23 protein-coding genes and 3 pseudogenes are annotated in these 21859 nt (G+C 60.9%); 5 read left to right on the plus strand and 21 right to left on the minus strand.

Annotated elements, in window-relative coordinates:
* From gspL to JFT80_RS15780, 18 genes and pseudogenes are all read right to left on the minus strand, one after another.
* Window positions 1-841, minus strand: an 841-nt coding sequence (gspL, locus tag JFT80_RS15715; protein WP_201148494.1) for a type II secretion system protein GspL, incomplete at its 3' end; no start/stop codon positions are given.
* A 57-nt stretch (window positions 842-898) separates the two neighbouring features.
* Complete coding sequence (gspK, locus tag JFT80_RS15720; protein WP_201148495.1) at window positions 899-1786, minus strand: type II secretion system minor pseudopilin GspK; 888 nt, start codon at window positions 1784-1786, stop codon at window positions 899-901.
* Complete coding sequence (locus JFT80_RS24380; RefSeq protein ID WP_307833098.1) at window positions 1779-2084, minus strand: type II secretion system protein GspJ; 306 nt, start codon at window positions 2082-2084, stop codon at window positions 1779-1781. Before JFT80_RS24380 ends, gspK begins: the two co-directional genes overlap by 8 nt.
* Window positions 2066-2296 (minus strand): hypothetical protein, encoded by a 231-nt coding sequence (locus JFT80_RS24385; RefSeq protein ID WP_242482963.1) that lies wholly within the window; start codon window positions 2294-2296, stop codon window positions 2066-2068. Before JFT80_RS24385 ends, JFT80_RS24380 begins: the two co-directional genes overlap by 19 nt.
* Window positions 2223-2399: a prepilin-type N-terminal cleavage/methylation domain-containing protein gene (locus JFT80_RS24390; RefSeq protein WP_242482952.1), complete on the minus strand. Its 177-nt coding sequence runs from the start codon at window positions 2397-2399 to the stop codon at window positions 2223-2225. Before JFT80_RS24390 ends, JFT80_RS24385 begins: the two co-directional genes overlap by 74 nt.
* Before the next feature lie 124 nt (window positions 2400-2523).
* A pseudogene (gspI, locus tag JFT80_RS24395) lies at window positions 2524-2739 on the minus strand (type II secretion system minor pseudopilin GspI); the annotation flags it as partial.
* 25 nt (window positions 2740-2764) lie between these two features.
* A complete protein-coding gene (gene gspH / locus JFT80_RS15735; protein WP_201148496.1) occupies window positions 2765-3250 on the minus strand; it encodes a type II secretion system minor pseudopilin GspH in 486 nt (161 codons plus the stop codon).
* 3 nt (window positions 3251-3253) lie between these two features.
* Window positions 3254-3642, minus strand: a pseudogene (gspG, locus tag JFT80_RS15740) (type II secretion system major pseudopilin GspG).
* Between the two features lie 62 nt (window positions 3643-3704).
* Window positions 3705-4922, minus strand: a complete 1218-nt coding sequence (gspF, locus tag JFT80_RS15745; protein WP_201148497.1) for a type II secretion system inner membrane protein GspF — start codon at window positions 4920-4922, stop codon at window positions 3705-3707.
* Between the two features lie 2 nt (window positions 4923-4924).
* Window positions 4925-6415 (minus strand): type II secretion system ATPase GspE, encoded by a 1491-nt coding sequence (gene gspE / locus JFT80_RS15750; protein ID WP_201148498.1) that lies wholly within the window; start codon window positions 6413-6415, stop codon window positions 4925-4927.
* A complete protein-coding gene (gene gspD, locus JFT80_RS15755; protein WP_201148499.1) occupies window positions 6412-8352 on the minus strand; it encodes a type II secretion system secretin GspD in 1941 nt (646 codons plus the stop codon). Before gspD ends, gspE begins: the two co-directional genes overlap by 4 nt.
* Window positions 8353-8363: 11 nt before the next feature.
* Window positions 8364-8912 carry a type II secretion system protein N gene (locus tag JFT80_RS15760; RefSeq protein WP_201148500.1) on the minus strand — a complete coding sequence of 183 codons (549 nt, stop codon included), beginning with the start codon at window positions 8910-8912 and terminating at the stop codon, window positions 8364-8366.
* A gap of 35 nt (window positions 8913-8947) precedes the next feature.
* The gene (locus JFT80_RS24400; protein ID WP_242482964.1) at window positions 8948-9103 is read right to left on the minus strand and encodes a hypothetical protein; all 156 of its coding nucleotides are present in this window, start codon (window positions 9101-9103) and stop codon (window positions 8948-8950) included.
* On the minus strand, window positions 9085-9462 hold the full coding sequence (locus JFT80_RS15765; protein ID WP_242482953.1) for a cytochrome b/b6 domain-containing protein: 378 nt from the start codon (window positions 9460-9462) through the stop codon (window positions 9085-9087). Before JFT80_RS15765 ends, JFT80_RS24400 begins: the two co-directional genes overlap by 19 nt.
* 83 nt (window positions 9463-9545) lie before the next feature.
* Window positions 9546-10019, minus strand: a complete 474-nt coding sequence (locus JFT80_RS25555; protein ID WP_374091364.1) for a hypothetical protein — start codon at window positions 10017-10019, stop codon at window positions 9546-9548.
* 105 nt (window positions 10020-10124) lie between these two features.
* Window positions 10125-11026 (minus strand): annotated as a pseudogene (locus JFT80_RS25560) (lytic polysaccharide monooxygenase); the annotation flags it as partial.
* 198 nt (window positions 11027-11224) lie between these two features.
* Window positions 11225-13393, minus strand: a complete 2169-nt coding sequence (locus JFT80_RS15775; RefSeq protein ID WP_201148501.1) for an ATP-binding protein — start codon at window positions 13391-13393, stop codon at window positions 11225-11227.
* 34 nt (window positions 13394-13427) lie between these two features.
* Complete coding sequence (locus JFT80_RS15780) at window positions 13428-14057, minus strand: response regulator (protein ID WP_201148502.1); 630 nt, start codon at window positions 14055-14057, stop codon at window positions 13428-13430.
* 393 nt (window positions 14058-14450) lie between these two features.
* Here JFT80_RS15780 and JFT80_RS15785 point away from each other — a divergent pair, with 393 nt between their 5' ends.
* Window positions 14451-14717: a hypothetical protein gene (locus tag JFT80_RS15785; protein WP_201148503.1), complete on the plus strand. Its 267-nt coding sequence runs from the start codon at window positions 14451-14453 to the stop codon at window positions 14715-14717.
* Between the two features lie 60 nt (window positions 14718-14777).
* On the opposite strand, the gene JFT80_RS15790 is transcribed toward JFT80_RS15785, so the two are convergent.
* Window positions 14778-15971, minus strand: coding sequence for a lytic polysaccharide monooxygenase (locus JFT80_RS15790; protein ID WP_242482955.1), 1194 nt, complete (start codon window positions 15969-15971; stop codon window positions 14778-14780).
* Window positions 15950-16282 (minus strand): lytic polysaccharide monooxygenase, encoded by a 333-nt coding sequence (locus JFT80_RS24410; RefSeq protein ID WP_225569653.1) that lies wholly within the window; start codon window positions 16280-16282, stop codon window positions 15950-15952. Before JFT80_RS24410 ends, JFT80_RS15790 begins: the two co-directional genes overlap by 22 nt.
* A 1155-nt stretch (window positions 16283-17437) precedes the next feature.
* Here JFT80_RS24410 and JFT80_RS24420 point away from each other — a divergent pair.
* Genes JFT80_RS24420 through JFT80_RS24430 form a run of 3 tightly spaced genes read left to right on the plus strand, consistent with a single transcriptional unit; the run spans window position 17438 to window position 19921 of the window.
* On the plus strand, window positions 17438-18049 hold the full coding sequence (locus tag JFT80_RS24420) for a transporter substrate-binding domain-containing protein (RefSeq protein WP_242482956.1): 612 nt from the start codon (window positions 17438-17440) through the stop codon (window positions 18047-18049).
* Window positions 18039-19322: an ATP-binding protein gene (locus JFT80_RS25175; RefSeq protein ID WP_307833099.1), complete on the plus strand. Its 1284-nt coding sequence runs from the start codon at window positions 18039-18041 to the stop codon at window positions 19320-19322. Before JFT80_RS24420 ends, JFT80_RS25175 begins: the two co-directional genes overlap by 11 nt.
* 47 nt (window positions 19323-19369) lie before the next feature.
* Window positions 19370-19921 carry an Hpt domain-containing protein gene (locus JFT80_RS24430; protein ID WP_242482957.1) on the plus strand — a complete coding sequence of 184 codons (552 nt, stop codon included), beginning with the start codon at window positions 19370-19372 and terminating at the stop codon, window positions 19919-19921.
* A 127-nt stretch (window positions 19922-20048) separates the two neighbouring features.
* Here the strand turns inward: JFT80_RS24430 and JFT80_RS15800 are convergent, their stop codons facing one another.
* Window positions 20049-20459, minus strand: coding sequence for a hypothetical protein (locus JFT80_RS15800; protein ID WP_201148504.1), 411 nt, complete (start codon window positions 20457-20459; stop codon window positions 20049-20051).
* Between the two features lie 448 nt (window positions 20460-20907).
* On the opposite strand from JFT80_RS15800, the gene JFT80_RS15805 reads away from it, so the two are divergent.
* On the plus strand, window positions 20908-21603 hold the full coding sequence (locus tag JFT80_RS15805; RefSeq protein WP_201148505.1) for a response regulator transcription factor: 696 nt from the start codon (window positions 20908-20910) through the stop codon (window positions 21601-21603).
* Window positions 21604-21859: the final 256 nt, after the last annotated feature.

Below are 21859 nucleotides of genomic sequence, written 5' to 3' on the forward strand. Positions count from 1 at the left end.
ATCCCGACCTGGCTTTGGCCTTGCTGGCGTAGCTGGCTTGCACTTGGCGTGGCAGGTCGATGACCGGGCCGTCGTCCGGGAAGCGTTGTTGCCACAGGGCCAGGTTGGCCTGCTTGAGTGCTGTCGTGCGTTGCTCGATCAGCAATCGATGGCCGACGGTCTGCACCAGGTGTGCGGCGCAACCGATCACCAGCACCAGGGCCAGGGTTCGCCACGGCCAGCGGCGTTTGCCGGGGCGTGCGAACGCGCCCTGGCACAGGTCAATGGCACTCGCCGAGCCCTGGCTCAAGCGGGTCCAGGGGTTGTCTTCAGTGTGCCACTGGGCCGGATCGATGCCGCTCGGCGCCTGCGCGCCGAACCAGTACAGGGTGCCGGGCAGTAGCGCGGCGAGGGCGGGTAGTTCGGCGTCGCTCAGGGCCAGTCGCAGCGGTGCCGCGCCGCCGATCAGCCAGCGTTGGTCCCAGGCGAGGGCGCAAGGCTGGTCGGCGGGCAGGCAGTCGGCGTCGATGTGCACGCGGACCGGGTGCAGGCCCTGTTCGGTCAACGTTGCCAGGCACTGGCGCAAGCGCTCACGGTCGATGGCAAACAGTGCGCAGTGCTGCTTGTTGCGCAAGGCGCCGTGGGCCAGGTGCAGGTCGTCGAGGTCGTCGACCACCTGCTCTTCCAGGGCCGATTGCAGCGCCTGGCGCAGCCAGCGACCGCTGCGTGCGGGCACGCTGACCTGATGATAACTGGCCATTTCCATCGGTAGCAGCAGGGTCAGCGGTTGGCCGCGCAGCTGTGCCGCGGCCTGTGCCAGGCTGCCTTGCTGCGCAGGGGTATCGGCCTGCCACCAGGTCAAGGACCACTCGGCGTCGGCACTTGCTGGGGGAAAGGTACAGCCAGTGACTCATGATCATTACTCGTTTGGCCGGTCGGCTTTGGCAGGGTTGGGGGGCAGGTGGCGCTGTTCGACGCGCAGGGTCTTGCCGTCGATGCTGTGCAGGTCGCTGACCAGGCGCAGGCGTCTTCCGTCGAGTTCTACGTCTATGGTGGCGCGAAACTGCTGGCTGCCCACCGTCAACCCACGGGCTTTGATGTCGCGGCCAGCGAGCATGGGGTTGTCGAGGAAGACCTGGATACTGGGGTAGCCGGCCTCGGGTCGGGTCTTGACCAGGTTGCTGGCGGTGGCCAGGTCCAGTCCTTCGAGGCTGGCCAGCACCACGGCACTGGCGGTGTTGATGTTCAAGGCGCTGGCGGGGCCTGCCGTGAGCATGGGCCGCAGTTTTTCCAGGGCTGCGGCGTCCACTTGCGGCAGTTGGCGCAGTTCGCTGATGTCGCTGATGGGCAGGGGCTTGCCGTTGCGCCCGGGCCGGCTCGAGAGCAAGGCCGGGTCGTGGGCACGCACCCCCAGCAGCGCCAGCAGGCGCTGGTAGCGGGCGCTGGCAAGCAGATCATTGGGACGGCGCAGGCTGTTGAGGTTGAGCCGGGCGCCGAGGTCTTCGAGCTCGATATGGATGCGCCCGCCTTCGATGTCCATGACCGGTGCCGGTGCTGCCCAGGGCTGGCCCGGGTGCACCACTTGCAAGCCGTTCTCGCGGCGTGCTTGCGCCAATATTTGCTGACGGGCCCAGCTTTCGCCACTCAATGCCAGTTGCCAGAGTTGCTGGTGCTGCACCAGGTTGGCACTGCTGTGCAGGCTCAGGCGCTGGCGGGCGAGCATATGGCTGACGATGACCGTCACCAGGGCGGTGATCAGTAGCACACTGAGCAAGGCGACGCCGCGCTGCTGGCGGGGATTACGCATGGGGCGGGTCGGCGCGGCTGGCGCTGGCGGGCATACCGCCAGGCATCAGGATGACCCGGCGGATATCCGGGAACCCGGGGGCATCGATCACGATTTCCAGGGCCCCCGGCAGGCCCAGTTTTTGCTCATCCGCCGGCCAGCCGGTGTGGGGTTGGCCGTGGCCATCGATGTAGCGCAGGCGGCTCAGGCGCACGCCGTCGAGCAAGACCTGGCGCTGGGGCTGCGCGACGCCCGGCTTGCCGTCATCCAGTGGCAGGGTTTCGCGCAGCCATTGCTCGTCTAGCCACAGGTGGCGCACCTGCAGCACCTGCTGCGCGGCTGGTCCAGCGGGTTGCGCCAGCCGCCGCGCACCAGGCGCAGTTCGCCGGGTTGGCCGATCATCGCCTGGCTGGCGCTGGCGTCATCGCTCAGGGTACGGCGGCTGGCCAGTTGCAGGTCACGCTCGAGCAGGGTCATGGCCCGTTGCAGGTAGTCGCAGTTGCTGCTCGTGACTGGCGATTCGCCGGTCACTGTGCAGCACACGGTCGAGCAACTGCCAGGTGGCCAGGCCCAGCAGGCTGAAGATGGCGATGGCCACCAGCACCTCGAGCAGGGTAAAACCGCGCTGCGTCATGGTTGTGCCTCGATAAAACCGACCAGGTGCGCGCGGCTGTATTGCCGGGCGTCATCCAGGCTGGCCTGGGGGAAACCCGCACGCTGACTTTGAGCAGGCGCGAGTCGGGCGCCGGTTCGCTATCGGTCAGCAACCACCACTGGCGCCCGCCGAATTCGACCCTTTGTTCCTGGCGTTCCTGGCCAGGCGCGAGCATGCCGGCACGCAGTTCGTTGAGGCGGTTGTCGGCGATCCACAGGGCCTGGGTACGTTCCGACAGCCCGGCACTGTTGCGCGTAATGTGTTGCACGGCGCTGTAGAGGGCGATGGAGGCGGTGGCGAAAATCGCCAGCGCCACCATCACTTCCAGCAGGGTAAAGCCGCGTTCACTCGACAGGTTCAAGGAGCGGCTCCTGGATACCGTCGCTAGACAGGCTTAGCAGCGGCTGGCCGCGGTATTCCAGCCATAGAGTGAAAGGCGTGGTTTCGTCGCTGGACAGCACCAGCAGCTGTGGCAGGTCGCGGCCCTGATACGGAGGGTCGAGCAGGTCGGTGGTCTCCAGGCGCAGGCTGAGGTTCGGCGCCAGCTTCTGGCGCGCAAACTCCTGATTCGGCGCCCAGCGCCCGTGTTCCTCCAGCCGCTGCACGGCGTAACCGTCGGGCTCGAAGCGCACCCCATACTCGCGGTTGGTCAGCACCGCTTGTTCACGCAGCAGTTGCAGCAGGCCGCGCAGGCGCTCACCTTCACGGCGCACCTGTTGCGTCCCGGAGTCGGGGTTGAGCAGGCCGACCAGGCCGCTGAACAGGGCAATCACCAGAATCACCAGCAACACTTCCAGCAGGGTGAAACCCCTGGCGCGTGAAGGGCCCACCGCCTAGCGCTCCCAGTTGCCTATGTCGGCATTCAGGCCTTCGCCGCCGCTCTGGCCATCGGCGCCAAAGGAAAACAGGTCGTAGCTGTCGTTGTAGCTGCCCGGCATCAGGTATTGGTACGGATTGCCCCAGGGGTCCATCGGCAGGCGCTTGAGGTAACCGTCGGGGTTCCAGCTGCGCGCCGGTGGGTAGCCGTCGGGTTTGCTGACCAGTGCCTGCAGGCCCTGCTGGCCGCTGGGGTAGTTGTGATTGTCAAGCTTGTAGATGTCCAGGGCCATGGCGATGGCCTTGATGTCGCTCTGGGCCGCCGTGGCCTTGGCCTGGTCGGGCGGCTCATGATCTGTGGCACCACCAGGGCGGCGAGCACCCCGAGGATGACCACCACCACCATGATTTCGATCAGGGTAAAACCGCGTTGTCGCTGGATGTTTTGCACGTTCAAGTGTTCCGGATTCAGGTGATCAGTTGGTTGAGGCTGAGGATCGGCATCAGGATCGCCAGGACGATGATCAGTACCGAGGCGCCCATGAACACCAGCATCGCCGGCTCGAACAGGCCGACCAGCAAGGCAATGCGGTTGGCCAGTTGTTCTTCCTGCTGGCGGGCCGCGCGTTCGAGCATGTTGTCCAGCTCGCCGGAGCGTTCGCCGCTGGCGATCATGTACAGCATCATCGGTGGAAAACTGCCGTTGAGTTCCAGCGCCCGCGTGAGGCTCACACCTTCGCGGACCCCGCGAGCGATGTCTTTAAGACCTGTACGAATTTTCTCGTTGGCCACCACTTCGCAGGCGATTTCCAGGGCGTCCACCAAGGGCACGCCGCTGCGCCCGAGAATCGCCAGGGTGCTGACAAAACGCGTGCAATCGCTGGCCCTTAGCAGGCTTCCGATCAGCGGCAATTGCAGCAGCGTGGCGTGCCAGCGCTGGCGGTGGCGCGGCTGGCGCAGGGCCATCCGCACGCTGAGCACCAGCACACCCACCAGCACCAGCACCGGCAGGCCGAAGTCGCGCAGCAGGGCGCTGCTGGCGATCAGGCCACGGGTCAGCAGCGGCAGCGTTTGGCCGCTGTCGATAAACACTTGCACCACGTCCGGGACTACAAACCCGAGCAGGAAGCCGACGATGCTGAAGGCGGCGACCATCAGGATGCTCGGGTAGAGCATCGCCAGTTGGATCTGCTGGCGCGCGGCCTGGCGCGCCTCGGTGTAATCCGCCAGTTTCAGCAGCACTTGGCCCAGGTGCCCGGAACGCTCGCCGGCGGCGACCGTGGCGCGGTACAGCTGTGGGAAGGCTTTGGGGTAGCCGCCCAGGGCGCTGGCCAGGCTGTAGCCTTCGAGCACCCGCGCCCGTACCGCCAACAGCATGCTTTTGATCCGTTGTTTTTCGCACTGCGCGGCGACCGCCGCCAGGGTTTCTTCCAGGGGCAGCGCCGCCTGCACCAGGGTCGCCAGTTGCCGGGTCAACAGCGCCAGCTCGGCGCTGTTCAGGCCGCCACCCGAGGGGCGCGCCGGGCCTTCGCCGCGCACGCGCTGGCGCTGGGTGGCGGTGATTTTGAGGGGCACCAACTGACGCTCGCGCAACAGCTGGCGCACCTGGCGTTCGCTGTCGGCCTCGATCACACCGCTGGATTTTCGACCGGCGCTGCACATGGCCAGGTATTCGTAGGCGGCCATGTTCAGTCCTCCTGGGTCACGCGCAGCAGTTCTTCAAGGCTGGTCAGGCCTTGCAACACCAGGGCGCAGCCATCGCCGAACAGGCTCGGGCTGTGCTGCCGGGCCTGGGCCAGCAGCTCGTGCTCGCCGGCGCCGGCATGGATCAACTGGCGCAGGCTGTCGTCGAGCAACACTAGCTCGTAGATGCCCTGGCGCCCGCGATAGCCGCTCTGTTGGCAGGCGCTGCAACCCTGTGGCTGATATAGCAGCGGCGCGCTGGCCGGTTTTACGCCGAGGCGCTCGCAGGCTGCGGCATCGGCTACGCCGCTGCGCTTGCATTCGGCGCACAGCAGGCGCACCAGGCGCTGGGCCAACACCCCCAGCAGTGAGGTGCAGAGCAGGAAGCGTTCGACGCCCATGTCCGCCAGGCGCGTGACGGCGCCGACGGCGCTGTTGGTGTGCAGGGTCGAGAGCACCAGGTGCCCGGTCAGGGAGGCCTGCACGGCAATTTCGGCGGTCTCGCGGTCGCGGATCTCGCCGACCATCACCACGTCCGGGTCCTGGCGCAGAATCGCCCGCAAGCCACGGGCAAAGGTCATTTCGGCCTTGGCATTGACCTGGGTCTGGCCGATGCCGGTGAGGTGATACTCCACCGGGTCCTCGATGGTCAGGATGTTGCGCTGCGGGCTGTTGAGGCTGGCGAGCCCGGCGTACAGCGTAGTGGTCTTGCCGGAGCCGGTGGGGCCGGTGACCAGCAGGATGCCGTGGGGTTTGTGCAGGGCCTGTTCCAGGCGCTGGCGCACCTCGGCGTTCATCCCCAGGCGGCTCAGGTCCAGGCGCCCGGCCTGTTTGTCGAGCAGGCGCATGACCACCCGTTCGCCGTGGCTGGAGGGCAGGGTCGAGACGCGCACGTCGACTTCGTGGCCGGCAATGCGCAGGGCAATGCGGCCGTCTTGCGGAACGCGTTTTTCGGCGATGTCGAGCTTGGCCATGACCTTGATCCGCGACACCAGCAGGGTGGCCAGTTCACGCCGTGGCCTGAGCACTTCGCGCAGCAGGCCGTCGACCCGCAGGCGCACCGACAGGTGTTCTTCGAAGGCTTCCAGGTGCACGTCCGATGCTTTGTTTTTCACCGCTTCGCTGAGGATCGCATTGATCAGGCGGATAATCGGCGCGTCGTCCTCCTGCTCCATCAGGTCGGTGGTGCGGGGCAACTGCTCGGCCAGGCTGGCCAGGTCGAACTCCTCGATGAACTGCTCGCCCAGGCCTTCGGCCACCTGTTGTGCACCGTCCTGGCCGTCGCGGTAGTGCGCGGCCATCTTCAGGGCGAAGGCATCGTCGTCCAGCACCTGGCTGAGCAGCGCGGCGCCATGATAGCGGCGCACTTCGGCGATAATCGCCAGCGGCGTGTCGGCCCGGCAATACAGGCGCGCGCCCTGCTCGCCGGGCTCCAGCAGCACGCCGTGGCGACGTGCGTAGGCAAAACTCAGGCGCGACATCGCCGGCGCCGTCATGGGCGCTGCAACCTGGCCGGAGCACGCATATCGAACGCCTCCGCAGGGTCAATCGGTTCGGCGTCAAACAACTGGTGTGGGCTGTCCGGCAGCAAGGCGCGGGTCTTGCCGTCGGGGCTGCGCAGGTCACGCAGGCTGCGATATTTGCGCGAACTCAAGGCCTCGGCACTGGCCTGGCTGCGCAGCAGGGTCGGGCGCAGGAACACCATCAGGTTGGTCTTTTCATTGACCTCCTTGGTGCTGGAAAACAGCTTGCCGATCCAGGGAATGCTGCCGAGCACTGGCACCTTGCTGACCTGCACCTTGACGTTGTCCTTGATCAACCCGCCGAGCACGATGATCTGCCCGTCATTGGCCAGGATGGTGGTCTTGACCGAGCGCTTGTTGGTGATGATATCGCTGGTGCTGATGCCCGCGGGCGCCGCGGCCAGCTCCGAGCTTTCCTGCTCGACCTTCAGGCGCAGGGAGTTGCCTTCGTTGATGTGCGGGGTGACCTTGAGGGTGATCCCGACATCCTTGCGTTCCACGGTGGTGAACGGGTTGCTCGCGCCATCGGTGCTGGTGGTGTAGGAGCCGGTCTGGAAGGGCACGTTCTGGCCGACCAGGATCTCCGCTTCCTGGTTATCCAGGGTCAACAGGCTGGGGGTCGACAGCAGGTTGTTGTTGGAATCGCTGGACAAGGCGTTGATCAGGGCGCCGAAATGACTGCTGCCCAGGCCGATGATCGCGCCATCCGGCAGTGTAGGGGGCTTGCCGTCCTTCAAACTGCCCAGCAGCGTGCCGATGGCCAGACCGGTGCCGCTGAAGTTGGCCGCACCGCCGAAGTGTGCGCCACTGCCGGCCCATTGCACGCCCAGGGCTTCGTTGATATCGCCGCTGACTTCGACGATGGCCGCCTCGACCAGCACCTGGGCCCGGGGTTGGTCGAGTTCGTCGATCACGCTGTCGAACATCGCCAGTTGGGCCGGCGAGGCCATTAGCACCAATGCGTTCTGACTTTCATCGGCGCTGATCAGGATCGGCGCGTTCTGCTTCTGACTGGATCTGCCACTGCTGCTCCCACCGTCGCTTCCATTAGCCGACTCCAGGCGTTTGCCGATGCCGCCGAGCAGGGTTTCCAGTTCCTTGGCGTCGCTGTGGTTAAGACGGCGCACGCGGGTGTTGTCGCCGGCGTTTTTCGGCACATCCAGCACCTGTGCCAGGCGCTGCATCTGTTGGCGCACCGGGGCCGAGCCGACCAGGATCAACTGGTTGCTGCGGCTGTCGCCGATGGCCTTGGCGCTTTGCTGGGCGCCACCGCCCTGGTTCAGGCTGTCGGTCAGGGTCTTGGCCACATCGGCGGCCCAGGCATGGCGCAGCTGCAGGGTGCTGAAGGCCTTGTTGCCGGGGGAATCGAGCTCGCCGATGACTTCGCGCAGGCGTTTGACGTTGTTGGCGCTGTCGGAAATCACCAGGGCGTTGGCGGTGGTCGACGGTGCCAGGTAGGCATCGGTGGCCACCAGCGGGCGCAGCGCCACGGCCACTTCGTTGGCAGCGGCATGGTGCAGTTCGACCACCTGGGTGACGATTTCTTCACTGCTGGCGCTGCGGCTGGCACTGGCCTTGGTCTTGGCTTCGGCCACCGGCAGGATCAGTACCCGGTCGCCCTGGTCCATGGCGGCGAAGCCCTGGCTGCGTAACGCGGAAAGGAACAGTGAATAAATGCCTTGCTGGTCCATAGCGGTCGTCGATTGCACCGTGACCTTGCCGTTCAGGCGCGGGTCCAGGACCATGGTCTTGCCGGTGATCAGGCCGACCTCGTTGACCAGGTCGCGCAGTTCGGCATCCTTCATGTTCAGGGTCCATTGTTGCGCCGCAGGGGGCTTGTCGGCGGCCTGCACGGGGGAGAACACGGTGCCGAGTGTCAGCAGGGACGCGGCCAGTAACGCTAGGTTCATGATTTTTGGCTTCACAGGGACGGTTGAATGAGGGACCCGGCCGGCGCGGCGGCGACGGTCGTACCGGCAGGCGCTGAAGGGGTTAGTAGCGAGGTCTTCGCCGTTGCCAGTGTCAGCGTCTGCTCCACGCCGTTGCGCAGGATCACCACCTGCGTTGCACCGATCCGGCGCAAGCTGCCGCCGCCCGGCAGGGGCTGGCCGATTTGGTAGAAACGGCTGCCCTGGGGGCTACCGATCAGCGCCCTGGACAGCTGCGCATCGCTTTCAAGCAGGCTGCCCAGCAGGTCCAGCGGCACGCGTGGGGTGTTCAGCGTTTCGGCGGCGGGCACCGCGCCGAACAGCCGGGCGATCGCACCGCTGTTCAGCGGCGCCGTGGCGACCGGCGGGGCGCTGGCCTGGTGGTTGGCGTCACTGGTAGGCGCGGCGTTGCTCAGCAGCCAGCTGCCATGGCCCAGCCAACTCAACCAGGCACATAGCAGCAGACACGCGGCAACGCCCAGCCAGGTATCCACGGCAGCCGTTTTCAGCCAGTGGGCCATGCGTGCATCAAGGTCTTTCACGGCGGCTCCATGGGCGGCAGGCGCCCGCACGGGGGTCATGCCCGGCGCAGCGACATGCGCTGCAGCAGCTTGTGCCCATTGCAGTGATGCACCGCCACGGCGCCGATGTGGCCGACCGCCAGCAGGGCCAGGACTACGCAGCAGGCCTTGTGCACGGTGTTGAAAAAGCCAGTCAGCAGCGGTTCTGCCAAAGGCTGGGGAATGAGCGCCAGGGAAACACGTTGATCGGGCGTTCCATCATCAGTACCCCGGTGACCAGCACCAGCGCAGTCATGACGTACAGGCCCAGGTGGCCGGCTTTGACCAGCACTTGATTGCCCTCGTCTGGCGCATGCGCCAAGGGGTGGGCCAGGGTGAAATAGATCCGCAGCGCAAACAGCGGAATCAGCACCGCAGTCAGCGATACGTTGATGAAATTGATGCCGTCGCTTAGGGCGTCGGGCAGGTCGAGCATCGCGTTGCCGAAACCACTGACCGTGGCCCAGATAATCACCAGGGCGAAAATCCAGTGCAGCAGCACACGTGGGGTTGAATAAGCGATTGAGCGCATGGGTGGTTTTACTTCAGAAATAGGCAGGACAAGACGGAAAGCGTGGCGCTTGCGCGCCACGCCTGGTTCAACTCCGGGATCGCTTACTTGCGGATCCAGGCGTCTTGCCAGTTGGAACCGACGCCTGGTTCAAAACCGGTGGCGTTTGCGCCCCACTGGGAGCAGAAGCCGCTGTAAGGGAAGATCTTGCATTCGTAGGTATTGCCATCCTTCGGCTGCAGCACGGTGGTGCCAGCCTTGTATTCCTTCAGGCCTTCAGGGAAGACGAAGTCATACGAGCCATCGCTTTCAGCCTGCACGGTGAAAGAAACGGTTTCCTGTTTGGTCGCGCCTTTCTTCGGTGCCGCTTCGACTACCAGGTCGAACTTGCCAGCCTCGATGTCCTTCAGGTTGAGCGAGAAGTGCGGGGTGTTATCGCCGGCGGCGGCTTGCTTGTGTGCAACGCTTTCATGCTTGGCGTTGAACACCGTGGCCTTGATGGTGAAATCACTGCCCTTGGCAATCGCGTTGAAGTGCAGGTCGACTGCGCCTTCCTTCAAGGTGTAGCTCGGCTGCATACCGGTGATGTTCAGTTCGATCGGCTGGTTGACCAGTTCCTTTTCCAGCTGGAAGCCAGTGATGTCGCTGCCTTTCTTGACGAAGACGCTGTTCTTGCCGAAGTTCGGTACCACTTCGCCATCAGTGTTGAGCTCACCCATCAGGAAGCCCAGGTTGGCCGCATTGACTTTTTCCGCCAGCATGTGTGGCCAGATATCGGCTTTGGCTTGTTCGTCCGAGGCAATGGTCAGGCTGACTTTCTTGTCTGTCATTTCGCCGCTGGCACCGAACAGGCGGGTGGTGACTTTATCGCCGATTTCCAGCGCTTGTGGCTGCACCACGCCGAGGTTGTCCCAAGGGGAAGGGGGCACTTCCTCACCGTCGATGTTGACGTCGATGGTTTGGTAGAAGGTGGCATCGGTATCGCCGACTCTCCAAGTGGCCAGCACTACGTGGTAGCCGGTGTGATCAGCAGGAATATTGACTTCGTGGGAGGTACGCACCTCGGCCATCTGTTTGCCGCCATCGACGTGAAGCAGTGGTACCAGTTCAAACGAATCGCGAGTCAGGGGCTCGTTCGGATTCCAATCTTTTTGGTGATGTAGAACTCTTGATAGTCGATCGGGTGGCGAGCGCTGTAATGCCAGGTGAACGTGTTCAGGCCGGGCTTGATGTCGCTTTTTCCCCAGCGAGTAGCCGTCTGGATATCTAATTCGCCGAATTGGCTCATGCCGCCGCTGGCGATCTTGCCGTCTGCCGGGCCACATTCGGTAAAGGGGCCCGTGCAGGCAATGCCGTTATAGTCGCTGCGGCCGGTGACGGTGTATTCAACACTCTGTGGCTCGTACGTCACGCTGCCGCAGTCATTGTTCACATTGGTGCGGCACATGTATGCACGGGATTTCGGGCTTTCGATGTAGCCGTGAGCACTGGCTTGCTGGATGGCCATGGAAGCCAGGGACGCCATGCCGATGGCGGCAACCAATGGCAGTTTGCGGAACAGACGCGATTGCTTATTGCGGATCATCTCTCGACCTTAAATCAGATGAATAATCATGGGGTTCATGCCTCCTGAGGGGTGGGCCCGATACGCCAGTAACCTTTGTCGATACCTGCCACCGGGCCACCTCAGAAAGCATCGACAGACTAAGGCGGGTGTGCGGGGGCGGGTATGGGAGGAGTACGAGAGTGCGGCGGACGCCTATCCCGTCCGCCAGCGTGAAGATCACGCCACTGTTTCAAGTGCCTGCTGGACGTCGTCGTGCAGCGTTGCCAAGCTCTGGCGCAGTGCCAGCAGGCCGTTGGCAATACCTGAAGGATCACCTTCAGCCAGCTGTTTGAGCGCATGGCAGGCCCGGGCCAGGTCCTCGGCATCGATCAGGCAGGCGACGCCGTTGAGGCGATGCACGAGGTCGTCGACGGCCTGTGTAGTCGCCGGGAGCCGGCACAGTTGCGCAATCTCCTCGCCCAGGTTGTTGCGCAGTTCCAGCAGTACGCGCCGGCGCAGCTCGGGGTGTCGGCGAAGGTCTCCAGGTGCTGCAGATTCAAGCTGCAGATGGGTTCCTCGCAGGGTGTCGGCGCAGGGGCGAAGTGATGGGTGCTGAGCACCTCCTGCAGGCGCTCCAGGGTGACCGGCTTGATCATTAACTGGTTCATCCCTGCTTCCAGGCAGCGCGTCGCTTCGTTGGTCAGGGCGCTGGCGGTGTAGCCGATGATCGAGAGGGGCCAGGCCTGGCGGTTTTTCTGCGGTGCGCACCGTGCGGGTCAGCTCGTAGCCGTCCATGTCGGGCATGTTGCAATCACTGATCAGCACGTCATACGACTCGAGCTGCAAGGCCAGCAGTGCCTCGGCGCCGCTGCACACATGGGCGGCCTGATGGCCCAGGCGCTCCAGCTGCAAGGCCATGACCAGGCCGTTGGTCGAGACATCGTCGACCACCAGCACGTGCAGCGCGCGGCTCGCCTGCGCAGTGGGCGCCCGGCGCTTGGCGCTCGGTGGGCTGACGGCCTGCCAGGTCAGTGGCAACTCGAGACTGACAGCGCAGCCCTGTCCGGGCTGGCTGTCGAGCCAGATCCGGCCTCCCATGAGCTGGACCAGTTGATGGCATATGCTCAGGCCCAGTCCTGATCCGCCGTAGAGGTGCGCGATGCTGGCGTGGGCCTGGCGATAGGGCTCGAAAATTTCGGCCTGCTGTTCTTGTGGAATGCCGATGCCACTGTCGCTGACCGTTAGTTTGAGCAGGCTGGTGTCGGGCCCTGTATCGCTTTCCTGCACCCAGATACGGATAGCGCCGCTGTGGGTGAATTTCAGCGCGTTGCTGATCAGGTTATGCACGATCTGTTGCAGGCGCAGGGCATCCAGGTGATGCATCCGTTGCGGGGCCGCGCAATAGTCGAGACTCAGCTCCAGATGTTTTTCATGAGCCTGGGCAGCGAACAGGCGCAGGCTGCTGCTGAGCAGCGGTTGCAACGCAGTCGGCGCCGGGGTTAGTTGCATCAGGCCGCTTTCGATCTTGTCGAGGTCAAGGATATTACCAATCAGGTCGATCATCGACATCGCCGATTGCTGGGCGACACGCAGGTTCATCGAAGGAGTTGGCTCGGCGCTGGCCTCCAGCTCCAGCAAGCCGACCAAGGCGTTCAACGGGGTACGCAACTCATGGCTCATGGTGGCGAGAAACTCGCTCTTCGCCGCGCTGGCTTTCTGGGCGATCTGCTTGGACTCACGCAGCTTGAGTTCAAGCTGCTTGCGCTCGGAAATATCCAGCCACCCGCCGAGCAGGCCCTCCAGTTCACCCCGGGCATTGTAAAAGGGCACCAGCCATTGGTAGAGCTGGCGTAGTACTCCGTTGAGCTCAAGACTGGTGTCGACAAAGTGCGGTTGGTGGGCCCTTAACAGGCGCCGGTGCGCGTGCTGCAGGTTTTGGGAAAAAATACTCGGCAGGCAGTCCTGCTCGGTCGGCAATTGGCCTCGAATATTTTCCAGTGCGGTGCAGAACAATTCTTCGTAGGCGCGGTTGCAAGTGTTGAGGCGGCCCTGCAAGTCGCACACGTATAAGGGGGTCGGCAGGCTGTTGATCAGTGAAAATTGAAAGGCCAGTTTGTCCTGCAGTTCAGCCTGCGCCGATTTGCGCTGGCGAACCTGAATCTGCAGGCGCCAGTTCCAGTATAGCGACGACAGGAAGATCACCAGAATCACCAGCGCGATAGCCCAGGCCTGGTCCGATACCAGGGCCCAGGGCGAATGGATCGGAGCTGGAGCACTGACGGGCAGTTCATCGCAGGCTTGGACCGGGCACCAAGCCCCCATTCCTGAAAGCAGGCACATAGCGGACAACAGGCGCAGCAGCCGGCGCCCCATGCGGTAATGGAAAGCGGGAGTTAAAGCGAGCATTGAATAACCGGGATCTGTGAGTGACGGGTGCGTCTCATGCCAGGCCGCAGGCCTTGATGTGGGTGAACAGAGCAGCAGCCGTGTCCACGCCAAGCTTGCGCATGGCACTGATTTTCTGGGTGCTGATGGTCTGTTTGCTGCGACACAGGTGCTGGGCAATCATGCTGACGCTGAGCCCCGAACCGATCAGGCGCAGCACTTCAACCTCCCGGGCGGTCAGTTTATGCAGTTGTTGCGAGCTGTCGTGGCTAACGCTGAGTAGTTGCTGGATCGAGGGCGACATGAATGGTTGCTCGCCACGGTGGTTGATGGCTTTTGGCAAGTCATTGAGCAACCCGCGCTTGCTCACCAGGCCGCTGATATTCATTTTCAGCAATTGCGCGGTCAATGTCGGGTTGTCGAGCATGGTGACCACGACTATTGCCATGTCGGGGTAGTACCTGCGCAGTCTCTGGATCAGCCGCAGCCCATCCATCTGGCGGTCGCAAGGCATGTTCAGGTCAGTGACCAACAGCTCGCAGGGCTGCTGGTGCAGCAGGTCAAGCAACGTTTCCACGCTTTGCGCCTCGCCGACAATCTTGAGTGCGCTTTGGCTTTTCAGTACGGCGCGCACGCCCATCAGGGTGATTGGGTGGTCGTCGGCTATCACTACGCGCAGAGTCATGTTCGGGGTGTGCTCGAGGTTTGGGGCGAAGGCAGGACAGACATCCTGTGGCGTGCCAAGGAGCGTCTGGTCAAAGACCCGAGGATCCTACCCTTGTTACACGTAGGAAAATTCAGGAGAAGTCTGAAAATGTAATCCTGGTTTTTAGCCGGGGTCGCGCCAGGGGGGCATGAGCTCAAGCTCCCTTTATTTATGGTTTTAATTGGGAGTTTTCCTATGGGTGTTGATGCTCGCGCGCGCTAAACAAGATGGCTGCGCTGCTGGCAGAAGGGCCGATAAACAAAGGGAAGTGAGTGACAATGAAAATAGACCTACAGGCGTTGGTCGTGCCATTCGTCAAGGCATTTTATGGTGAGGTCATCTGCTCGCCGGAAAGACTGGCTGGATTATACGGTGACGAGTCGGTGTGTTTTTCCAACAGTAGAGCTCTTCAAGGGGGCCAATGAGATCGTTCAGGGCAGTGCGTGGCGCAGCCAGCTCGATCATCACGTGCATACCAGCAATGTGCTGCTCTTTGGGGACAATGCGCTGATTGTGGTCATTGGTGAGGTGCACAGCCAGGCGCTGGAGCAAAGGAGCTGCTTTTATGAAACCTTCGCTCTGGTGATGCGTGAAGGTGGCCGGGTCTACGTATCTCATCAGTCCTGTGTGTTTGGCTGAGAGTGCTCTTACCGGGGGGCGTGACGCTTGCGCGTCACGCACGGGTGCTGAAAGCACCGATTACCTGCGCGACCAGGCCGCCTGCCAGTTTGCGCCGTTGCCCGGCTCAAAGGAGGTTGCACTGGGGCTCCACTGGATGCAGTGGCCACTGTTCGGGAACGGCTTGCACTCGTAGATTTTACCGTCCTTGGGCTGCAGCACCCGGGTGCCGGAGACGTAGCTCTTCAAGCTCGCAGGGAAGACATGGTCATACTGGGCGTCGCTTTCCTGCTGCACAGTGAAGCTGACGGTGTGTTGCAACTGGGCTCCCTTCTTCGGGGTGGCGATGATCACCAGGTCGAACTTGCCGACCATGATGTCCTCGAGGGTGATCGAAAACTGCGGCGTGTTGTTACCGGCTTCAGCCTGCTGGTGCGCGATGCTTTCACCCTTGGCGTTGAATACCGTGGCCTTGATGGTGTAGTCGACGCCCCTGGCGATCGCATTGAAGTGCAGGTCGACCTTGCCGTTTTTCAGTGTGTAATTTTGGCGCATGGCGTCGACTTTCAGCTCACCTGGCTGTTCGGCCAGTACCTGCTTGACCAGGACGCTGGTGATGTCACTGCCTTTCTTGACGAAGAAGCCGTTCATGCCGAAGTTCGGCACTACCTGGTTTTCGACATTGAGTTCGCCCATCAGGAAGCCCGGGTTGGTCGCGTTGACCTTTTTCGCCAGCAGGTAGGGCCACACATCGGCGCGGGACTCTTCGGCCGAGGTAATTTTCAGGCCGACCTGTCGTGCTTGCAGTTCGCTGCCTTCGACAAACGCACGGGTGAATACCTCGTCGCCGATTTTCAGGGCCTGAGGTTGCACGGTTCCGATGTGTTGCCAATCCGAGGGCGGTGCCTTTCCGTTGTCAATATCGAGGTCGATGACCTGGTAGAAGGTGGCGTCGGTATCCGCCGCTTTCCAGGTGGCCAATATGACATGGTACCCGCCGTGGTCGGCCGGGATGTAGACCTTGTGCGGAGTGGTGCCCCCGGCTGGAACCGGTACGGTGTTGTTCCATTTTTCGTCGAGCAGTGGCTTGAGTTCGAATGATTCTCGGCTAAGCGGCCGGTTCGGATTCCAGTCTTTATTTGTGATGTAAAATTGCCAACAGGCGGTGGCATGGCTGGCGTTGTAATGCCAGGTGAAGGTGTTGAGTCCTGGCTTTATAAGGGTTTTTTTCCAGCGGGTCGCCGTCTGCTCGTTCAGTGGCGAGAAGACGTCCATACCGCCAGCCGCGATGGTGCCATCAGCTGGGCCGCATTGATTGAAATCTCCGGCGCAGGCTCGGCCCTCCCCTGGAAATGGCGGATGCTGCCGCCGGGACGACCAGGGAATTCAATGCTTTGCGGTTCGTACTGCACGCTGCCGCAGTCCCTGTTCAGCGCGCCTTGATGTTCCTGGCACATGAAGGCCCGCGATTTCGGGCTTTCGATGTAGCCGTGAGCGTTGACTGGCTGGGCAATGATGGCGGTAACGCCCATGGCCATGACCATGGGCAGTTTGCGCAGCAGGCAAAAGGGTGTTCTGTGGATCATCGATTGACCTTATGAGTATTAGGAGTTGATTCTGTGCCTGTCGACGTTGCGGATTTGGCAGCGGGCATCGGCTGCCTGCGTTTGTTGTTGGCACAACCCCGGGGCGTCGCTATACGTTACGGGATGTGTAGCGCGGGTATATGGGACGAGTCCGAACTGGCTCTTTAAACTGCGGGTCACGGGCTGGCGCTTTCACACCGGTATGCTCATTGGGCCGATGCCGCCGAGCCTCACGGCGGCATTGAGTAGTGCGTGGTGCCAGGAAGTCCCTGCTTCGTAATAAAAGTGCCTGGCCACGCCGTAGCAGCAAGCCCCGGCGCCTGGCTGGCGGCCAGGTGGCGTCATATATGGGAGTATTCCTATATCCCTGTTCTTCCAGGTCGCATACATAGGAAGAGTCTTGTAAGGGTGAGCCTGCGCGGGACGAAGACTGACTATTTCAAGTAGTTCATCAAATAGCGATGATTAACAACAAGATGTGTCATCAGTCCCTGATTCTTCCGTTAGAGAATGAAGCCATTGTTTGATGCTTTTATAAAAAAATTCTATTTGTCTGCGGCGTCAGCCTGCCGTTGTTGGCAGGCTCGGTAAGTGCACACAATCAATCCACCGTTGAAACAGAGACGCTACTTCGTGGTAGTACATCTTGGGATGGCCTGCCTTATGTAGATTACCCGAGCGGATCGCCCGAGTTGACGGTGGTTAAAATTACCATCCCGGCACACACGGCATTGCCTTGGCATACACATCCAATGCCGAATGCAGCCTACGTCTTGTCCGGAGAACTCACCGTCGAAAAAAGGACAGCGGTGAGAAAAAGACCCTCAGCGCAGGGCAGGTGTTGCCGGAGATGGTGGGGGCGTTGCATCGTGGGCTGACGCGCGACTCGCCCGCAGTGCTGATTGTGTTTTACGCCGGGGCCAAGGGTATGCCGTTGTCCCAGCCTTGACGCGGGTGTGGGTGAAATCAATAGATAACTGTTCACGCGAGTTGGAGCTGTTTGCCATTGCGCTGGCGGCGTTAATTCAAACGGTGACTCATTACAATTTCGTAAACATATTTCATGAAGTATCCGAATTAAAGGGGCTTACAATGATTTCCCCCGGCGTCCCTACTGGCTGCGGTGGGTTGAGTCTTCATGACAGGGAATGAGGGATGAAGTGGTCAGGTGTGACCGGTGTGCGGCGCTATCTTGAGGGGGCAGGGGCTCGTTATGAGCAGGCGTACAGCAAGGGAATATTGCGTGCTTTCCTGCGTACACTGCTGTTGACGATTGCCGGTTTCCAAGAGGGGGCCTGGGGCCAGTCCAGCGACTTGTTTACAGAGCAGGAGCTGGCCTGGATAGCTGCGCATCCGGTGTTGAACATCGGTATCGACCCCGATTGGCGCCCCATCGAATACATCGGGGACGGGGTCTACAAGGGGCTCAGCGCCGAGTACGTGAAGGCGGTCGCCAGAGTGTCCGGGCTGCAGTTTCGCCTGGCCCCGCCGGTAGGCTGGACGAGTGCTACCGAGGCGCTGTTCGAAGGACATGTCGATCTGCTCCCGGCTGTTTCCGAATGGCTGGCGTCTCCGAATATTCGGCAACGGATCGCCTACAGCGAACCGTACTTCGTCGGCTCGACCCTGATCGTCACCCAGGCGAGTTCACCGGTTATTTTTGATCCGCGCCAACTCAGCGGTAAACGGGTTGCCGTCAAGGGCGGGGGCGGCTACGAACAAAGCTTGCGCGCGTTACCCCGACATCGAACTGGTAGTGGTCAATAGCCCTGCGCAAGCGCTGGAGAAGGTCGCCTTGGGCGACGCATATGCGGCGGTCGATATTGAAGCGGCACTGATTCCGATCCTGCAGAAACGTTACTTCGATACCCTGCACGTGGCGGGCTCTCTTCCGGATATGCTCGCGGTGGTCAGAATTGGTACCCGCATTGAAGATCAGCTGTTGATCTCCATCATCGACAAGTCGCTGGCCTCGCTGACTGCGAAGGAGACCGACCTGATGCTGGCGCAATGGGTGAGCACCACCCATTACCAGCTACCTTCGTGGTCGACGATGCTGCATTACTACGTGTGGGAGCTGGCACTCGCCGTAATCTTGTTGCTCGCCTTCGTTTTCCTATTGTTGCGAGCGTACAGGGCTCGACGTCGGGCCGAGCGCAGCGAGCGCGACAAGGCCATGTTCCTTGCGGTCATGAGCCATGAAATCCGTACGCCGATGAATGCCGTCCTGTCGTCGGTGGAGTTATTGGGGCGCAGCAAATTGTCGCCTGATGATGCGTTGCTGGCCAAGGTCGCCGTGACCAGCGCCAATTCCCTGCTGGGGTTGCTGGACGATGTGCTGGACTTTTCCAAGCTCGAAGCCGACAAGCTGGAGTTGCGCTGTCTGCCGACGGATTTGCAGGCGCTGATTCAGGACGCGTTGAGTATCGTCGAATCGCGGGCCGAGGAAAAACGTCTGCGGTTGAACATGTCGGTGCGGCTGGATTCGCCACTATGGCTGGTCATCGACGCCCAGCGTGTACGTCAGGTGCTGATCAACCTGTTGTCCAATGCGATCAAGTTTACCGAGGCCGGGCTGGTCAGGGTCGAGGCTGAAGTGACTGTTGACCCGCTTGTCCCTACTACCGGTCGGCTGCGTGTTGTGGTGTCGGACACCGGGATAGGTATCTCCAGGCGCCAGCAGTTGCGATTGTTCCAGGCGTTTTCACAAGTGGATGAATCCATCGCGCGCAAGTTTGGCGGTTCCGGTTTGGGGCTGACGATCTGCGCCAGCCTGCTGAAGTTGATGGGTGGCTCCATTCGACTGGAGAGTCAGTTCGGCCGTGGTACCCAGGTAGAGGTGTTGTTGAGTGCGCCCTTGGTCCCGCCTTTGAACAACCCGATGCACGATGGGCATCCCCCTGTGTTGTCGACGGGCAGGCGGCGTGCGCTAAGTGTGCTGGTGGTAGAGGATCATCCGGAAAACCAGTTTGTCATCAAGCGCCAGCTGCATGCACTGGGACACAGCGTCACACAGGCAGAAACCGGGGGCTGGGCCTGAGCCTGCATGCCCATTCGAAGTTCGACATCATCCTGTTGGACTGCAATTTGCCAGACATCGATGGCTACGCATTCGCCGCGAGTGTTCGTCGACGAGAGGTCGAGACCCTGGAGCGTGTGCCGATCATTGCGATCTCGGCGCTGGTCGGCCCCGAGCACACGAGTGTTTGTTTCGAGGCTGGTATGGATGGCGTACTGGCCAAGCCATTGAGACTCGAACAGCTGGGGCAAATCATTGACCTGTGGTGTGATGTCCCGCCTCTGGCGACGGTCGATGCAGACGAGCCCCCTGGCGTTGAAGTTGATTTACAACAGGCATTTACTTTGACCTCCAGTGTGGACCTTGAATGTATGTTCCAGGCCCTTGGCGCCAGTGACTGGCTTCAGGTAGCCCGCCTGGCCCATCGTATATCCGGGGCCGCCATGATGCTCGGGGTTACCGATGTGGTCGCTGCCGCGCGCGAGGTAGAGAGCCTGGCAGCAGAGGCAGGGGGCACGCAGGGCATTGCCGCGGCTATCGAACGCCTGCGAGAAACAGTCGACTGTTTGTCATGCGTCGGAGTGGGTGATTCGCGATGGCCGGCAAACCGGTGTTGTTGATACCGGCCCTTTGTTCCGCTTTGGGGTTTTCCCTGAGTGCGATTAAGGTCTTCGATTGGCGGACGCGGTCTGCAGGTTGGCTTGCACGAATGACAGGGCGAAAGTCATTCTTCCTGTCATTCAGGTTTTATTTAAAGCAGATCAGCATGAAGCTCTGAGAGGTATCACCTGAACGGCCTGCTTTGCCCATGTACGATGTGATGACCGTGACGCGATCCTGCCGTGGTGCTGCACCCAGCTTCGCTACCCCATAGAGCAAGTCATCTTCGCCCTCGCTGTCAGTCGTGGATGCAGAGCAAAAAGCCGGTGCTTGTTTGTAGGTGTCGGGCTTGAAATTAATTTCATAGTTTGAAAACCAATCCTTTTGAGGGAAGTATTTCACGCTATCAATCCATTCCGACGACTGACTGAGTACTTTTCCCTCTTTGCTGATAGAAGCTGTAAAGTACTCGTTTTCTGCAGGGGCTGACACTACCGTACAGCTGATGCCTAGTACCGCCAGTATGCCCGAATTTCGCACTATTTTACTTAAGTTCATAGTATGTCTCCAAAAAACATGGTGCCTGTTAAATACTTCCAGGTTGGAGCAAAATTAAGTTAATAGGGAGTTGTGCGTCAATTGCCTTAAAGTATCTGAATATAACAACTGTAAATATTGAAACTTTGTTGAAAGCGCCAGGGTTGGCTCTTGTTATTGATGTTGATGGTGGTTTGGTTGATGATGTTTTTTTACAGGGTGGGATTTTTTCGAGTTGAAAGCAGGTTGATTTCTCAACGGAGAATTACCGTTCCGATACCCGCACTGGCCGCGCCATGGGATTAATCTGAATCTCTAAAAATTTAGGAATATTCCTATTTTATTTGGGCGCAGGTTCTCTGTATTCTTGACTCTGCTTGTTTTAGTCATAATAACCCTGGGAAGCGTGTGGGCTTGTGCTCAAGTAATGAGTAGCCATTCTGGTTGTCCTGAGGCTAAGGAATTTTTCATGGTTTCATTGTTTCGTCCCATTCGCCTGATGGTGCTGGATGACCATGCGCTCATTCTGCAAGGCATCGCCGAGAATGTCAGGCAAGAGCGGGATATCACTGTGCTCGGGTATTTTACCCAGAGCCAGAAGTTGATCGACGCATTGAATCAACAGGAGGTGGATGTGGTCCTCATGGACTATTCCCTGGGGCCGGGCGAAGTGGACGGACTGAACCTGATTCGCGGCTTGCGGATCAAGTTTCCCAAGGTGAGCCTTCTGGTGATTTCCGCATTGCATGCCCCGGCTACTGTGGCCATGGCGATGCGCTGCGGTGCCAAGGGTTTCCTGGGCAAGGAAACGGCGAAGGAACAGTTGCTGATAGCGATTCGCCGTGTCGCCAGCGGGCGTGACTACCTGCATCCCATGATGGAAAACGAACTGCGGGAAAATCAGGTGTCAATGGCCCAGGAGAGCCAGGAAGATCTGGCGAACCCTTTGGGATTGAACACGTTGATCACCTCCAGCGAACTGTCCGTTCGTGAGCGGGAAGTATTGCGCTGTTGCCTGGATGGCTTGTCGGTGACGCAAATCGCTCAGAAATTCACGCGCAGCGTCAAGACCATCAGCACCCAAAAGCATTCTGCCTATAGAAAGCTCGGGATTCGCAACGACAACGAACTGTTCAAGGTTCGTTCGCAGTTTGAGGGTTGGTAGTGCGGCGGGTCGTTGTTTTTCAGCCTACCGGCTTGTCACTGCGGCCGCCGCTTTGTACTGACAGGTCTGCCTCCACACCAAGAAACTGACTGACACAACCTTTGGGGACGTGGGCGAGACGCGAAGCTGTAATTAATTGAGGGGGCGGCCTCATGAGGCTTCGTATTTATTGGGTGGTGAATTGCCGCTCGACGAAGTGATCAAGGACTGTTTGCCATTCCTCGCGTTGCTTATAGTGCTTCTCGGGTGCTTCGCT

Origin of the sequence: Pseudomonas sp. TH10 (genome assembly GCF_016651255.1) — a bacterium.
GTDB lineage: Bacteria > Pseudomonadota > Gammaproteobacteria > Pseudomonadales > Pseudomonadaceae > Aquipseudomonas.

Excerpts from the sequence above, each read along its gene's own strand:
- JFT80_RS25555 (WP_374091364.1), bottom strand. The coding sequence starts at position 10,019 with ATGCAGCCGAGCTACACCTTGAAGGAAGGCGCAGTCGACCTGCACTTC.
- gspF (WP_201148497.1), bottom strand. The coding sequence starts at position 4,922 with ATGGCCGCCTACGAATACCTGGCCATGTGCAGCGCCGGTCGAAAATCC.
- JFT80_RS15790 (WP_242482955.1), bottom strand. The coding sequence starts at position 15,971 with ATGGACGTCTTCTCGCCACTGAACGAGCAGACGGCGACCCGCTGGAAA.
- JFT80_RS15805 (WP_201148505.1), top strand. The coding sequence starts at position 20,908 with ATGGTTTCATTGTTTCGTCCCATTCGCCTGATGGTGCTGGATGACCAT.
- JFT80_RS24420 (WP_242482956.1), top strand. The coding sequence starts at position 17,438 with ATGAAGTGGTCAGGTGTGACCGGTGTGCGGCGCTATCTTGAGGGGGCA.
- JFT80_RS24410 (WP_225569653.1), bottom strand. The coding sequence starts at position 16,282 with ATGATCCACAGAACACCCTTTTGCCTGCTGCGCAAACTGCCCATGGTC.
- JFT80_RS15800 (WP_201148504.1), bottom strand. The coding sequence starts at position 20,459 with ATGAACTTAAGTAAAATAGTGCGAAATTCGGGCATACTGGCGGTACTA.
- JFT80_RS15780 (WP_201148502.1), bottom strand. The coding sequence starts at position 14,057 with ATGACTCTGCGCGTAGTGATAGCCGACGACCACCCAATCACCCTGATG.
- JFT80_RS15765 (WP_242482953.1), bottom strand. The coding sequence starts at position 9,462 with ATGCGCTCAATCGCTTATTCAACCCCACGTGTGCTGCTGCACTGGATT.
- JFT80_RS15775 (WP_201148501.1), bottom strand. The coding sequence starts at position 13,393 with ATGCTCGCTTTAACTCCCGCTTTCCATTACCGCATGGGGCGCCGGCTG.
- JFT80_RS24390 (WP_242482952.1), bottom strand. The coding sequence starts at position 2,399 with ATGACGCAGCGCGGTTTTACCCTGCTCGAGGTGCTGGTGGCCATCGCC.
- gspK (WP_201148495.1), bottom strand. The coding sequence starts at position 1,786 with ATGCGTAATCCCCGCCAGCAGCGCGGCGTCGCCTTGCTCAGTGTGCTA.
- gspD (WP_201148499.1), bottom strand. The coding sequence starts at position 8,352 with ATGAACCTAGCGTTACTGGCCGCGTCCCTGCTGACACTCGGCACCGTG.
- gspE (WP_201148498.1), bottom strand. The coding sequence starts at position 6,415 with ATGACGGCGCCGGCGATGTCGCGCCTGAGTTTTGCCTACGCACGTCGC.